Source organism: Brevibacillus sp. IT-7CA2 (assembly GCF_949767855.1).
Classification (GTDB): Bacteria; Bacillota; Bacilli; order Brevibacillales; family Brevibacillaceae; genus Brevibacillus.
The window spans coordinates 646,524-661,974 of the sequence record NZ_CATKQT010000011.1 but is presented as its reverse complement, the minus strand read 5'-3'; the positions used below and the strand labels follow the sequence as shown (position 1 = coordinate 661,974).

Annotated in this window: 12 protein-coding genes; 11 read left to right on the top strand and 1 reads right to left on the bottom strand. The window is 48.3% G+C overall.

Features of this window, described 5'->3' with window-relative positions; all coding sequences use genetic code 11:
• Positions 1–17: 17 nt before the first annotated feature.
• Positions 18–1,280, bottom strand: a complete 1,263-nt coding sequence (locus ACM6JA_RS09690) for an APC family permease (protein ID WP_414852108.1) — start codon at positions 1,278–1,280, stop codon at positions 18–20.
• A 111-nt stretch (positions 1,281–1,391) separates the two neighbouring features.
• On the opposite strand from ACM6JA_RS09690, the gene ACM6JA_RS09685 reads away from it, so the two are divergent.
• The 11 genes from ACM6JA_RS09685 to spoVE all read left to right on the top strand — a co-directional run bounded on the left by ACM6JA_RS09685 (position 1,392) and on the right by spoVE (position 15,427).
• Positions 1,392–2,321, top strand: a complete 930-nt coding sequence (locus ACM6JA_RS09685) for a LysR family transcriptional regulator (protein WP_414852107.1) — start codon at positions 1,392–1,394, stop codon at positions 2,319–2,321.
• Positions 2,322–2,404: 83 nt separating this feature from the next.
• The gene (locus ACM6JA_RS09680; RefSeq protein WP_414852106.1) at positions 2,405–3,664 is read left to right on the top strand and encodes an adenosylhomocysteinase; all 1,260 of its coding nucleotides are present in this window, start codon (positions 2,405–2,407) and stop codon (positions 3,662–3,664) included.
• A 151-nt stretch (positions 3,665–3,815) separates the two neighbouring features.
• Complete coding sequence (gene mraZ, locus ACM6JA_RS09675; RefSeq protein ID WP_007717680.1) at positions 3,816–4,247, top strand: division/cell wall cluster transcriptional repressor MraZ; 432 nt, start codon at positions 3,816–3,818, stop codon at positions 4,245–4,247.
• Between the two features lie 17 nt (positions 4,248–4,264).
• Positions 4,265–5,209 carry a 16S rRNA (cytosine(1402)-N(4))-methyltransferase RsmH gene (gene rsmH / locus ACM6JA_RS09670; protein WP_414852105.1) on the top strand — a complete coding sequence of 315 codons (945 nt, stop codon included), beginning with the start codon at positions 4,265–4,267 and terminating at the stop codon, positions 5,207–5,209.
• A 33-nt stretch (positions 5,210–5,242) separates the two neighbouring features.
• A complete protein-coding gene (locus ACM6JA_RS09665; protein ID WP_414852104.1) occupies positions 5,243–5,656 on the top strand; it encodes a cell division protein FtsL in 414 nt (137 codons plus the stop codon).
• 140 nt (positions 5,657–5,796) lie between these two features.
• Positions 5,797–8,268, top strand: a complete 2,472-nt coding sequence (locus ACM6JA_RS09660; protein ID WP_414852244.1) for a penicillin-binding protein — start codon at positions 5,797–5,799, stop codon at positions 8,266–8,268.
• A gap of 64 nt (positions 8,269–8,332) precedes the next feature.
• A complete protein-coding gene (locus ACM6JA_RS09655) occupies positions 8,333–10,261 on the top strand; it encodes a stage V sporulation protein D (RefSeq protein WP_414852103.1) in 1,929 nt (642 codons plus the stop codon).
• Between the two features lie 152 nt (positions 10,262–10,413).
• Positions 10,414–11,892, top strand: a complete 1,479-nt coding sequence (locus ACM6JA_RS09650) for a UDP-N-acetylmuramoyl-L-alanyl-D-glutamate--2,6-diaminopimelate ligase (RefSeq protein ID WP_414852102.1) — start codon at positions 10,414–10,416, stop codon at positions 11,890–11,892.
• 42 nt (positions 11,893–11,934) lie between these two features.
• The gene (gene mraY, locus ACM6JA_RS09645; protein WP_007717699.1) at positions 11,935–12,906 is read left to right on the top strand and encodes a phospho-N-acetylmuramoyl-pentapeptide-transferase; all 972 of its coding nucleotides are present in this window, start codon (positions 11,935–11,937) and stop codon (positions 12,904–12,906) included.
• The gene (gene murD / locus ACM6JA_RS09640) at positions 12,903–14,267 is read left to right on the top strand and encodes a UDP-N-acetylmuramoyl-L-alanine--D-glutamate ligase (RefSeq protein WP_414852101.1); all 1,365 of its coding nucleotides are present in this window, start codon (positions 12,903–12,905) and stop codon (positions 14,265–14,267) included. The genes mraY and murD overlap by 4 nt, the downstream gene beginning before the upstream one ends.
• A 65-nt stretch (positions 14,268–14,332) precedes the next feature.
• Positions 14,333–15,427 (top strand): stage V sporulation protein E, encoded by a 1,095-nt coding sequence (gene spoVE, locus ACM6JA_RS09635; RefSeq protein ID WP_007717705.1) that lies wholly within the window; start codon positions 14,333–14,335, stop codon positions 15,425–15,427.
• Positions 15,428–15,451: the final 24 nt, after the last annotated feature.

The window sequence follows — 15,451 nt, the reverse complement described above, 5'->3', positions numbered from 1 at the left end:
CCAGCCTTTTTTTCGTGTCAGGCATGACGTTTTTGCCAGATAAAAAGGACGAGTGCGATCACGAGGGGATAGAGAGCGGACCATCCCAAAAAAGGATAGAGTCCTACTGTACAGACGAGAGAAGTCCAGGAAGCGATTCGTCCTACGCGACTATTGCGCAAGAGTCGGACCCCAGCTAGACACCCGCCGATGTAAGTCGCAAAAAAGGTTGCATTGGGTAGCTCGATGAGTCTGGACAAGTCGATCACGTCGAAATAGAGTACGCCGAGAACGACGACAAAACAAAGAGAGAGAAACAGAAGCCCGCCGGTTGGTGTCCGGTACTTGACGTGGAGGGTGCCAAACCAGCGAGGAGCGATCTTTTCTTGTGCCAACGAATAGGCGATGCGCGAAGCCGCACCAATGTAAGCGTTGGCTGTTGCAATACAAATGAACAAGGCGGTTACGGCTACAATCCATCCGCCGATCGGACCCAGGGAGAGTTGAACCATGACACTGAGCGATGCAGCGGAGATGCCGACCCCGTAGCTATGCGTAGCTACAGTCATAAAGGCTACGGCAAAATACAAGAGAGCAACGATTCCCGCACTCCAGAAAACACCGCGAATCGCGTTATTCGCAGGATCGACGAATTCCTCTGAGAGATGCGTTACTGCTTCCCACCCAATGAAGCACCAGAACATCAGACCTGCTGCTTGCACGACACTCAACCATCCGTTTGGCATAAAAGGGGTAAAGTGAGTGACAGATGCATGCGGAATGCTTGCGACAACGGCCAAAATCAAAATCGTGATAATCAGCGAAACAACAATCGTTTGGACACGTGCAGCTACATGCAAGCCTACAACATTCATCATAAGGACAGCGAGAAGAAGCAGAGCCGCAGCCGCATATACTTGCGACTCACTCCAGCTCAGCAGGATCGCAATGTAGTTAGCCCCTGTAACACTCAGAATCGGTGCGCCAATTGGGACAGACAAGAGAAAGAACCAGCCAACCGTGTTTCCGAATCGGTCTCCGTACGCTGTCCGTACAAATGTAGAGACTCCACCTGAGCTCGGATAACGAGCAGATAACAGCCCCATCGTAATGGCCATGGGCAGGACGAGAATAGACATGACGAGCCAAGCTAAAATGGAAGCAGGGCCAGCCTTCTCAGCTGCGAGTCCGGGGATGAGCAGTACGCCGGAACCGATCACCGCCCCGATGTATAAGGCGACGATCTGCGGAAGTCGCAGTGTTTTGGCTAGTCCGGGGGCTTGCTTGGATAATTTCCCCATAGGTAGATCCCTCACTTTTTTTACTTACCTTGTCGTTGGTAACGGAAGTGTAGCATAGACTTAATCATCGGAGTTATCTATAATATTAGATAATTCGAATCGATTTTTTCGATGAAAAGAGGGGGAAATCTGGATACTCGTTATTTGCAAACATTCCGTGAAGTAGCAAAATGCCAGAGCTTTACACGTGCAGCAGAAATTTTAGGCTACGCACAGTCTAGTGTGACGGCCCAAATTCAAAATCTGGAATCGGAGTTCGGTGTCAGCCTATTCGAGCGTTGGGGCAAAAAAATCAGGCTTACCCACGCAGGCGAAGTGCTTCTCGGCTACAGCGAGCAGCTGCAAGCTGTATTAGATGAGGCAAAAGCGAATCTGTCGGAGCAGGCACATCTGGCGGGAACATTGAGTATCGGAACAGTGGAGTCACTGGCAGCCTTTTATTTACCACCTTATTTGCAAAAATTTCGCATGGAGCAGCCACGTATGCGGATCATGCTTGCGCCGGGCATCTGCCAAGACTTGAGACAGGGGGTAAAGGAAGGGAAGTTCGATTTCGCCTTTGTGCTCGATTGGCTCCAAGATCAATCTGAGCTGACCAATGTCGTTTTAGGTGAAGAAAAACTCGTTGTTGTTGCTGCCCCTACTCATCCGCTGGTGAAAAAAGAGAAGGTAGAAACTTACGATTTTACCGGGGAAACCTGGATTTTTACAGAAAAGGGATGCAGTTACCGAGGAATGATGGAATCGGTGTTGCGTGAAGCAGGGGCCTCCGTGGAATCTTCTTTTGAATTTGGCAGTCTGGAAGCGATAAAACAATGTGTTACATATGATTTAGGAATTGCGTTGCTTCCGAAAATTGTCGTACAAGAAGAAGTGAAAAATGGTACACTTGTGATACTCCCGTTTTCCCATCCGGATATCCGTGTTTTCCGACAGTTGGTCTACCATAAAAAGAAATGGATGCCACAGGCTTTGTTACGCTTTTTGGAGCTGCTTACGGTAGAAACCGCAAAGTGTCAACTGCCGATAACAGGAAAGTAATTGGAAAAACTGATGATGGTTGAACTGGCGTATGATATGATAGACAAGGTTGCTTTATGAGATAAAAGGAGGTCCATCCGTACATGAACACAGTATCTGAAAGCATCGTAAAAGATATGGCGTTGGCGCACAACGGCCATCTGAAGATTGATTGGGTAAAAGAACACATGCCTGTCCTTAACCGCATTCGTGAGCGCTTTGAAAAAGAGCAGCCGTTTGCAGGCCTGAAAGTTGCGATCTCCTTGCACTTGGAAGCGAAAACGGCTTATCTGGCAAAAGTAGTTCAAGCTGGTGGCGCTGAAGTAACCATTACCGGTTCCAACCCGCTGTCCACGCAGGATGACATTTGCGCAGCATTGGTGGAAGACGGTATTCGCGTATTTGCGAAATACAACCCAGATCCTGCTGAATACAAAGAACACCTGATCAAAACACTGGAAACTCGTCCTGACCTGATCATTGACGACGGTGGCGACCTGATCACTATCTTGCACAGCGAGCGCCGTGATCTGTTGTCTCAAGTACGTGGTGGTGCAGAAGAAACAACAACAGGTATTCTGCGTCTGAAAGCGTTGGAGAAAGAAGGCAAGCTGGAGTTCCCGATGGTTGCCGTAAACGATGCATTCTGCAAATACTTGTTCGATAACCGCTATGGGACAGGTCAATCCGTATGGGATGGTATCAACCGTACAACGAACCTCGTAGTAGCTGGTAAAACTGTTGTGGTAGCTGGCTATGGCTGGTGCGGTAAAGGTGTAGCGATGCGTGCAAAAGGTTTGGGCGCAAAAGTAATCGTAACCGAAATCGACCCAATCAAAGCGGTAGAAGCTTACATGGATGGATTTGAAGTAATGCCAATGCTCGAAGCTGCGAAGCATGGTGACTACTTCGTAACAGTGACAGGTAACCGCGATATCATCAGCAAAGAGCATTTTGCAGTGATGAAAGATGGCGCAATCTTGTCCAACGCGGGTCACTTCGATGTCGAAGTAAACAAGGTGGATCTGAATGCAATGTCGACATCTTCCCGTATTGTGCGTAAAGATATTGAGGAATTTGTCTTGACTGATGGTCGAAAAGTGTATCTGCTCGCAGAAGGCCGCCTCGTGAACTTGGCTGCTGGCGACGGACATCCGGCTGAAATCATGGATATGACATTTGCTCTGCAAGCGGTATCCTTGGCTTATGTCAATGAACAGTACAAAAACATTGGCAAAAAAGTACTGAACGTACCATTCGAGTTGGATCAAATGGTTGCTCAGTACAAGTTGGAAGCTCTGAACATCGGAATCGACAAATTGACAAATGAGCAAAAATCCTACCTGGAAAGCTGGGTCGAATAGTCCCTCGAATCCCGTCTTTTCCCGGCAAAAAAATATGCGAAAAAATCCTGCATACAAACGCAGGATTTTTTTTTATAATAACAAATAGGTACTAGGTGGGGAAAAGTGGGGGAAAGTGGAGCCAACCGACAGGAAAGTGGGGGACCAGGGCGTGTTCATGGGGGAATATCAGCACAGCATCGACGAAAAAGGCCGCCTGACGATCCCAGCCAAATTCCGTGAAGGGCTAGGTACTTCCTTTGTTATTACCCGCGGGCTGGACCAATGTTTGTTTGCTTATCCGCAAGATGAGTGGAAACAACTAGAGGAAAGACTCAAGTCTCTCCCATTTACAAAAGCAGATGCTCGCGCATTTACACGATTTTTCTTTTCAGGTGCCACCGAATGCGAGTGGGACAAGCAGGGAAGGGTAAACATACCACCCAATTTACGTGAGCATGCAGGCATGCAAAAAGAATGTGTGATCATCGGGGTGTCAAACCGTGTAGAGGTATGGAGCAAGGAACGCTGGGAAGATTACTTTGCCCAGTCAGAAGGCTCTTTTGGAGAAATTGCCGAAAAACTGGTTGATTTTAATTTGTAGCAGCGAGAAGAACAGGAGTGACGACATTGTCGTTTCATCACGTAACCGTTTTAATGGATGAGGCTGTCCAAGGGCTAAATATTCGTCCTGGAGGCATTTATGTAGACTGTACACTCGGTGGAGCTGGGCATAGCAGTTTGATTGCTTCCAAGCTGACGGAGGGTGGTCGACTTATCGCCATCGATCAGGATGACTGGGCGCTGGATAATGCCCGCGAAAGACTCGCTTCCTATATGGATAGAGTCACGCTGGTAAAGAGCAACTTCCGCCATATCAAAGACATTGTAAGCGATTTAGGCTTGTCTGGCGTAGACGGAATTTTGTTTGACCTTGGGGTATCCTCTCCACAGTTGGATGAGGGAGAGCGTGGCTTCAGCTACAATGCTGATGCGCCTCTGGATATGAGAATGGACCAACAAGCGCCATTGTCAGCCTATGACATTATCAATGAGTGGGAAGAAGAAGAGATTGCCAAGATCATCTGGCTGTACGGAGAAGAGAAATTTTCCCGGAGAATTGCCCGGCAAATCGTTCAACAACGAAAGAAGCAGCCGATCCAAACAACAGGCGAGCTGGTTGAATTGATTAAGGAAGGAATTCCTGCCGCTGCGCGCCGTACCGGACCCCATCCGGCAAAGCGCACATTTCAGGCAATTCGGATCGCAGTCAATGATGAGCTGGATGCATTCAAAGAGGCCGTCGTCGATGCTATTACTGTCTTGAATCCAGAAGGTCGGGTAAGCGTCATCACGTTTCATTCCTTAGAGGACAGAATCTGCAAGCAAATTTATCAAGACTTTTCAAAAGGGTGCACATGCCCGCCAGCCTTTCCGATTTGCACATGTGGGAATAAAGCTGTCGTAAAAGTCATTACAAAGAAGCCGATTTTGCCATCTGAAGAAGAATTGGAAGCGAATAAGCGTGCACGATCAGCTAAGCTACGGGTAGCGGAGAAGCTGTAGAACGGAAACAACGAGAAAGGAGAGGGAGAAGCGATGAGTTATTACTACCGAGGAAATTTAGCTATGGAGTTGGAACAACAATCCAAATCTGTAACGAAGACAACAAAGCGAACGGTTCGGATCAAGCCAACGATTCCGACCGGAGAAAAATTGCTGTATCTCTTATTTATCTCGTTAACCGTCGTCGGCTTGGGTCTAGTGGGTGTCCGCTACTCGCAAATTTCCCAGTTGAATTACGAAATCCAAAGCACTAAACATGAAAACCGTGTGACGACAGAAAAAAATGCAACGATGAAATTACAAATTGAGCAAATGACTAACCGGGATCGCCTGCAAAAAGAAGCAGAGAAGCAGGGGATGGTATACAATCCAGCAGCTGTACATACGATTGGGAAACCAGAAGTACAGGCGAGTTCTCTGCCACAAACACAACCCAAAAAACCTTAAATGTTACTGCTCTTACATGCGGTAACATTTTTTCTTAGATGAACCCGAGTCTGCTCCTGACTCGGATAGGTTGCGTTCGTCTCCCCCATCTGCCTTTCTTGGGAAGCGGGCGATCTTTGATGCGACGGAGTTGAATGGAGATGGAATGGAAACGAAAAGTAAATTGGCGAATTCTCGTGGTAGCCTTATGCCTGATCTTGACCTTTTCGACGTTGAGCTTTCGAATTTATTGGATCCAAACGGCAGAGGCTGCCAGAATTATGGAAACTGCACAAAAGCAGTGGGACAGAGAACATGTTTTGAAGCCGAAGCGTGGAGCGATCTATGATCGAAACGGAGAGATTTTGGCGTATGAGGGTAAGGCATACACGGTAAATGCAAGGCTGAAGCCACTTGATGCGAGAGACGAAGATGTAGTGAAAGACCCTTACTACACAGCGAATATGCTGGCTCCTATTTTGAATGCGCCTGTTCAAGAATTGGTGAAGAATTTGACCAAGCCAAACAAAGTGGTGGAATTAGGGCGTTACGGGCAAAAGATCAGTGAAGAGCAGAGGAATCGCATTCTGCAATTGCAATATCCCAAGTTGCCAAGTGGAGAGCAAGTCAAAAAGAACCAGCTCCCAGGCATCTATTTGACTGAAACGACTCGCAGAGTCTATCCGAATAATGCCTTCGCCTCCCATGTAATCGGTTATTTGGATTTATACGATGAACCGAAAATGGGAATTGAGCTACAATTGAACGAACAATTGGCTGGCAAAAAGGGACATATTGCGTACCAAAGGGATCGTGCTGGCTACCAGCTGCCAGACGGAGAAGGGGAGTACATTCCGGCAGAAGACGGCTTAGATGTATATCTCACCATTGATCGCCAGATACAGGATTATGTAGAACAAGCGCTTGACAAGGTGGAACAGCAGTACAAGCCGCAGGGCATGACGGTCATTGTAGCCGACCCGCAATCGGGTGAGGTATTGGCGATGGGCAACCGCTCGCAGTTTAATCCGAATACGTACTACAACGGGATTGAGAATTACAATAATCATGCTGTCACCACAATGTTTGAGCCGGGCTCTACGTTTAAGATTATTACTCTTGCGGCAGCGATTGAAGAAAAAATGTTTAATCAGAATGAAACCTATCAATCAGGTGCTTATACCATCAAGGGGCAGATTCCGATCCGTGACCACAACAATGGTGCTGGTTGGGGGACTATCAGCTTTTTGGAAGGGGTTCAGCGATCCAGTAACGTATTGTTCGCGAAGTTGGGGTATGAACGGTTGAAGCTGGAAGGTCTGAAGAAATACTTCAAAAAATTCGGGATGGGTGAAGTAACCGGAATTGAGCTTCCCTACGAGAAAAAAGGAAGTCTGATCAACCTGGAAAAACCTCGGTCACCACGTGACTGGGCTGCAACAACGTATGGACAAGCAGCGACGGTTACGGCGATCCAGCAGGTTGCCGCTGTGGGGGCGATCGCGAATGGAGGAGAGCTTCTAAAACCTCATATTGTAAAAGAAATGCGCGATCCTCACACGGGAGCAGTCGTCAATCGCACGCAACGTGAGGCTGTGGAGAGGGTTGTAAGTGAAGCGACTGCGAAACAGACACGAGACATTTTGGGTAAGGTTGTCTCAGAGAAGCCCGGAACCGGTTTACAATATCAGATCGAAGGGTACCAAGTAGCGGGAAAAACGGGAACTGCACAAAAATATGATCCCAACACAGGAAAAATTATGGATGGACGTTATGTAGTTTCCTTCATCGGTTTTGCGCCAAAAGACAATCCAAAGCTGTTGGTCTATGTCGTTATTGATGATCCGCAAACAGATGCTTGGTATGCATTGTGGGGTAAAATGATGCTCGCTCCCATGTTTACATCCATTATGGAACGCAGCCTGCAATATTTGCAGCAGCAGCCCGATCTGTCGTTAGTCAAGGATAAACAGCCTGAAAAGGCGACGACGAAAAAAGAAGCACAGGCAGCGCTGGCATCCTCACCTGCTACACCGAAGACATTGCCAAAGTTTGAAGGCATGTCCACGACAGCTGCGCAATTGCGAGCGAAGCAGGACAATTTGACGGTCACGGTAGCCGGGACAGGTACGAAGATCGTCAAACAGTATCCGGAAGCCTATGATCAGGTCGTTCCAGGTGAACAGATCGTCCTAGTAACTGACAGGGTCAAAGGAACGAAGATGCCTGACTTCAAAGGAAAATCATTGCGGGACGTCATGGAGTTCAGCTCTTTGATCAATCTCGCAATGAAATCGACTGGAACTGGCTTCGTCACCCAACAAAGTATTCCTCCGGGAACGGTGCTCCAGGGTACAGAGTTGCTTCAGGTGACGCTGCAATCCGTGTCGGAACCATCTGTACCGACAACACCTCCTCCAGGTCAGGAGGGCAGCACAGTACCTACTACAACGACGCCAAGCAATACGGCAGCGGACACTACTACAAATCCAACAGGTGGAAATAATCCGGCTCCGCCATCTTCTGGTCAGCAAACTGGGCAAGGTGGAGCGGCACAGCCGCCAGCATCTGGACAGGTACCTCTTCCTGACAAACCAGGAGACCAAACAACGCAAACACCTACAACTCCATAGTTCTAACTAGTCCCCCCTGCGAATAAGGTTAAGAAGAGACAACCTATTTGAGGGGGGACTCGCTTTGCGGGTATCCAATGCTACTGTACGCCGTCGCATTTTTATCATCTTGATTGTAGGAGTCGTTTTGTATTCGGCACTTGTCACCCGTTTGGGTTATGTTCAATTGATAGAAGGACCGAAACTCTCGCAAATGTCAGATGAACTGCTCAAGCGGGAAATTAAATTTCAACCCAATCGCGGTCGCATTCTAGACAGAAGCGGCAATGAGCTCGTGACGAATATGACCGTCCCCACACTGGTATCGGTAGGGGCGCAAATCAAAGACCCTAAAGAAACAGCGAGACAGCTCGCCGTCATTTTGGAGCGAAAAGAAGAAGATGTATTTCGTGCCATTACGAAAAAAGAAATGAGTAACAACCAGATTCCAGGTGGAAGAAAACTGTCTGTTGAAAAGGCAAGAAAAATACAAGAATTGAATTTGCCAGGTATATACTTGGCAGGGGATACGAAGCGTTTTTACCCGAACGGTAATATGGCAGCCCATATTCTTGGTTTCACAGGCATTGACAATCAAGGGTTGACAGGGCTTGAAAAGATTTACGATCCCTTCTTGATGGGGACCGAGGGGCATATCTCATTTCCGTCAGATGCCAAAGGGCGCGTACTGCCAGGTGGAACCGAAGACTACGTAGCACCCGTCAATGGCATGGACATGTATTTAACACTCGACAGTACCATCCAATCGTTTATCGAACGCGAGCTGGATCAGGCGGTGGTCGCGTATCAGCCAGATGATGTTCTGGCGATCGCCATGAATCCAAAGACAGGAGAAATATTGGGGATGGGAAGTCGCCCGACTTTTCAACCGGATGCGTACAGAGACTATCCTTCAGAGGTGTACAATAGAAATCTCCCTATCTGGAAAACATACGAGCCTGGTTCCACATTCAAGATCGTGACACTGGCAGCCGCTTTGAACGAAGGAGTCATCAATCTGAACGAAGGCTTTTACGATCCGGGATTCATAAACGTGGCCGGTAAACGATTGCGTTGCTGGAAGCGGCAGGGGCATGGACAGGAAACGATGCTGGAAGTGGTAGAGAATTCTTGTAACCCTGGCTTCGTTACAATGGGCCAGCGACTGCAAAAAGAACGACTTTTTGACTACATCAAAAAATTTGGCTTCGGACAAAAGACAGGGATCGATTTGATTGGCGAAGAAAACGGGCTGTTATTCAACTTGAATAAAGTGGGACCGGTAGAGCTGGGGACGACTTCTTTCGGTCAAGGGGTATCGGTAACGCCCATTCAACAAATGGCTGCAGTCTCAGCCGCTATCAATGGGGGCAAACTTATGAAGCCGTTTGTCGCCAAAGAATGGCGGGATAGTGTGACACACGATGTCGTAGCGAGGACCTTGCCGACAGAAGTTCGACAGGTGATTACCGCGGAGACCTCAGCGAAGGTTCGGCATGCGTTGGAAAGTGTGGTCGCTCAAGGAACGGGTAATAAGGCATATATTGAAGGGTATCGGGTAGGAGGAAAGACGGGAACCGCGCAAAAAGTAAAAAATGGCCGTTACATGGATGGGGAATACATCGTGTCGTTTATCGGCTTTGCGCCGGCTGATGATCCACAGATCGTCGTATATTTCGCCGTAGACAATCCGAAAGCACTGGCGTTTGGTGGATTGATTGCCGCTCCGAGTGTAAAAAGTATCATGGAATCCTCCCTTCAACATTTGAATGTACCGAAACGAAAAGATGGCATCCCTAAGGAAATTAACAAAGCACTTGGAGAAAGGGCGCCAATCGAAGTACCAAACATGGTCGGACAATCCATGAGAGACGTAGTGACAACGTATGATACTCTGCCGCTAGTCGTTTCAGGTAAAGGTCAGTACGTCATCCAGCAGTCTCCTGCTCCCGGAGTAAAAATTGATGAGGGCGGAAAAATTCGCATATACCTTGGTGACAAATTGAGCAATTAGCTATAAAATGAGATTTCGAAGGCGGAGGGGAGTAGGCTTGTCTACGTTCGCTCTGCCTTTGTTCGTCAAGACTGCGCCTAAATATACGGCGTAGCCAAGTACAAATGTTCAAATTTCTGTCTATACTAGTTGGAGAATGGGGTGCCTGTTTCATGTTTCTACGGGATCTGCTCATGCCTTTGTTGCCAGTAACGGTTTCGGGGGATGACAGCATGGAGATTACGGGTTTGACAGCAGACTCGCGCCAGGTAAAGCCCGGCTACTTGTTTGTCTGTCTGACTGGATATACCGTGGATGGACATACGTTCGCGGCCCAGGCGGTGAAGGATGGTGCCGTTGCCGTGTTATCTGAACAAGATCTGGACGTGCCAGCGACTATTGTCAAAGTACCGGATACCCGGCGGGCAATGGCTATGCTGGCTGATCGTATTTTCGGATCTCCTACGAAAGAAGTAAAAGTCATTGGCGTAACGGGGACAAATGGCAAGACGACCACTACGCATCTGATCGACAAAATTTTATGCGATCAAAGCAAGCAAACAGGCTTAATCGGGACGATCCATATGAGAATTGGAGACGTAACGGAGGAAGTCAAAAATACGACTCCGGATGCCATAGATTTGCAAAGAAGCTTTCGTCGCATGTGCGATGTAAACACAGACTATGCGATTATTGAGGTTTCTTCTCATGCACTGGAGTTGGGAAGAGTCCGCGGTTGCGAAATCCATACAGCGGTTTTCACCAACCTGACGCAGGATCACCTCGACTATCATAAAACGATGGAAAACTATCGCTACGCCAAATCATTGTTGTTTTCCCAGCTGGGCAACAGCTATGACACAGACCGTTTAAAAACGGCTGTACTGAATGCGGATGATGAGGCGTCCGAATTATATGCTACCGTTACACCGGCGCGAGTCATTACATACGGCATTGATCAACCAGCAGATGTAAGGGCAAAGCAAATCGAAATCACCAGTAAAGGAACTTCTTTTACAGTCGAAAGCTTCGCTGGCAGTGCGCGTCTGAACTTGAAGCTGATGGGAAAGTTCAATGTGTATAACGCTTTGGCAGCCATCGCGGTTACACTCGCAGAAGGTATTCCACTAGAAGCAATCAAAGCGAGCCTGGAAGAGGTAGCGGGCGTAAATGGGCGATTTGAAGCAGTAGATGCTGGTCAGCCGTTTGCGGTACTCGTCGACTACTCCCACACACCAGACAGCTTGGAAAATGCATTGATGACCGTCAAGGAATTTGCCCGTGGCAACGTATTTTGCATCGTTGGCTGCGGAGGCGATAGGGATCGAACCAAACGCCCAATCATGGCGCAAATTGCAACGAAATATGCTGATCTGACCGTCTTAACATCAGATAATCCGCGCTCGGAGGAGCCGCAGGCGATTCTTGATGACATGCTGGCTGGCTTGTCAGAAGTGGCACCAGATCGTTATACGGCACTGGCAGACCGACGCGAAGCAATTGCGCATGCAGTTTCACTTGCAAAGCCGGACGATGTGATCTTGATCGCCGGAAAAGGACACGAAACGTATCAAATTATTAAAGACCAGGTGTTGCCCTTCGATGACCGTGAAGTTGCGCGCGAAGCGATTGCCCGGTACAACCAAGAATAAAACAGATGCCACACACTGCATCGAAAGAAAGGAGGCTCGGGCATGTTCGTTGACAACGTCCTAATCGTCACGATCGTCGCTGCGTTTCTCATCGCCGTACTCATTGGCCCATTGTTTATTCCATTCCTTCGCCGCCTGAAATTTGGGCAGGCAATTCGTGAGGAAGGACCGCAATCCCATTATAAGAAGGCTGGAACTCCCACCATGGGAGGCACCATCATTCTTTTGGCACTCATATTTACCGTGTTGAAGTTTGCCAATGCGAAAATGGAAATTTACTTCCTGTTATTGGTGACTCTCGGATACGGTTTAATCGGGTTTTTGGATGATTTCATCAAAATCAAGAAAAAACGCAACCTCGGGTTGACCGCCAAACAGAAGTTTGCTGGTCAGATTGTCTTGGCAATCGGCGCTTATATTTTACTGCTCATGATGGGGCATGACACGTCTATTCATCTGCCAGGTACACCGTGGAAGCTGGAGCTCGGCTATTTCTACTTCCCATTCCTGTTGTTCCTCTTGGTAGGTACAACGAATGCCGTTAACATCACAGATGGAGTGGATGGACTATTGGCAGGGACGGGAGCCATTGCTTTTGGTGCTTATGCGATCATCGCATGGTTTGGTCAAGATTATGACACCGCTATTTTTAGTGCGGCTGTTGTAGGTGCGCTACTTGGCTTCCTCGTCTTCAATGCACATCCGGCACGCGTGTTCATGGGTGATACCGGTTCACTCGGACTTGGTGGAGCGCTCGCGGGAATTGCAATCATGACCAAGACAGAATTGCTCTTGGCTATTATCGGTGGGGTATTTGTTGTCGAGACGCTCTCTGTTATTATGCAGGTAGTCTCCTTTAAGACACGTGGAAAGCGCATTTTCCGTATGAGTCCCCTGCATCATCATTTTGAATTAACAGGCTGGTCAGAGTGGCGCGTGGTTGTCACGTTCTGGCTGGTCGGTATGTTCTTTGCTGGATTGGGTGTATACCTTGAGGTGGTGACAATCAGATGATGCGTTTTCAAGATAAGCATGTCGTCGTTATTGGTATGGCAAAGAGCGGTGTCGCAGTGGCAAAACTGCTACACCGCTTTGGTGCTCATGTCGTCGTAAATGATAAAAAGCCACGTGAAGAAGCGGTGGGGATAGAAGAGCTGGAATCGTTGGGGATTCCGGTCATTTGCGGCTATCACCCAGATGATCTCATTCATGAAGGCGTATCCCTGGTGGTCAAAAATCCGGGGATTCCGTATGAAGCAGCACCCGTCAAGCAGGCGCAGGCACTAGGCATTCCTGTTGTGACGGAGGTGGAGCTGGCCTCCCAGATTGCCAAGGCACCGATTATCGGCATTAGTGGCTCCAATGGCAAGACCACGACTACTACGCTCGTCGGACTGATTTTTAAAGAAGCGGGTCTGGATGCGAAGGTAGGAGGAAACATTGGTACCGTGTTGTGCGGGCTAGCGGAGGAAGCTGGTCCCGACGAATGGCTCGTTGCCGAATTGAGTAGCTTCCAGCTGATGGGGACGAGGGAATTCCGCCCGCATATCGGTGTTTTGCTCAATCTGTATCCTGCACATCTGGATTACCATCACACAATGGAAGAGTATTTGGCAGCCAAACTGAAAATGTTTGCGAACCAAACGGCAGATGACGCAGCTATTTTGCCATATGACCAACCAGAGATCGTAGAAAAATGCAAAGATCTCCCTTCAGCTATCTACTACTTTAGCAAGAGTCAAGAGGTGCCAAAGGGAACTTTTATCAAGGATGGTTTGATCCTGTTTGCGGATGGGAATGGGAATACAGAGCCAATCGTTGCGATAGCGGATATTACTGTTCCTCATCTGGACAACGCATTGGCAGCGATTCTAGTTGCGAAGCTCGCGGGTGCGGACAAGCAATCGATTATTCAAGTTCTTACTACCTTCCCAGGGGTAGAGCACCGGATGGAGTTCGTGGATTCGATTCGCGGTGTTAAATACTTCAATGATTCAAAAGCTACCAATCCGGAAGCGGCATCGCGCGCCTTGCAAGCATGCAAGGAGCCAGTCGTATGGATTTGCGGCGGATTGGATCGTGGCGTTGATTTTCGGGAACTGCTACCTGTGATCCAAGGTCGAGTAAAAGCAGTCATCGCTCTCGGGCAAACGGCTCCGATTTTACTGGAACGTGCTCAGGAAGCAGGGATTAATGAGCGTATCCATGTCGATACTGTGGAAAAAGCCGTTCTTGCTGCTTCCCGGTTAGCCGAATCAGGTGATGTGGTCTTACTCAGCCCTGCTTGTGCGAGTTGGGACATGTTTCCTTCGTTTGAGACAAGGGGGAGCATGTTTAAGGACGGCGTGCATAGACTTAAAACAAGCCTAGCATAACGTCCCACTGCACCATCAAGAATATGACAAAAGCGGGACGGCATGAGAAAGGATGACCTGGCACGATGAGCAAGGTACGCTCTGCCCCCGACTTCGTAATTATTTTTGCAACACTTTTTTTATTGGGAATTGGCATCGTGATGGTGTACAGCGCCAGCGCGATCGTGGCGCAAAAGCCGCCATTTTCTGATCCGTATTTTTTTGCCAAGCGGCAACTGATCTTCGCTTTGTTAGGGATTACATCCATGTACATTACGATGAATATCGACTACTGGGTGTGGAAGCACTGGGCCAAGCCAGGGTATTTGATGAGTATCGGTTTGTTGATTCTGGTTCTGATCATCGGGATTGAAGTAAATGGCTCGAAAAGCTGGCTTGGTTTTGGAGCTTTTGGAATTCAACCAGGTGAATTTGCAAAGCTTGGCGTCGTTGCATTCTTGGCGAGGTGGCTCTCAGATAATCAGAAGCAAATTGTCTTGTTCCGAAAAGGTCTTATGCCTGCCTTGGGAATCCCAGTTCTTTGTTTTGGTTTGATCATGCTGCAACCGGATTTGGGCACAGGAACGGTTTTGATGGGAACAGCAGTTGTCATGATTTTTGCGTCAGGTGCGCGGATCAGTCATTTTGTCGGATTGGGAATGATCGGAGTTGTTGGCTTCATCGGCTTGGTATTGTCAGCACCTTACCGAATCAAAAGGATTACGTCTTTCCTCGATCCGTGGTCTGACCCGCTCAATACTGGCTATCAAATCATCCAATCCCTTTACGCAATAGGTCCCGGCGGTTTGTTGGGTCTTGGTCTAGGGCAAAGCAGACAGAAGCATCTGTATCTGCCTGAGCCTTACAATGATTTTATTTTCTCGATTGTCGCGGAGGAGCTTGGCTTTATCGGAGGCACGCTCATTCTCTTGCTTTTCCTCCTCTTGTTGTGGAGGGGAATGCGAACGGCGATTACGGCTCCAGATTTGTTCGGAAGTCTACTTGCGCTAGGGATCATCGGCATGATTGCCATCCAGGTGGTCATCAATATTGGTGTTGTGACAGGGATGTTTCCGGTGACAGGAATCACGTTGCCGTTCTTAAGCTACGGTGGTTCATCGTTGACGCTGATGCTCACTGGTGTTGGTGTTTTGTTGAACATCTCTCGTTTTTCTCGATAATAGAAACCTCAACAGGGAGTACGC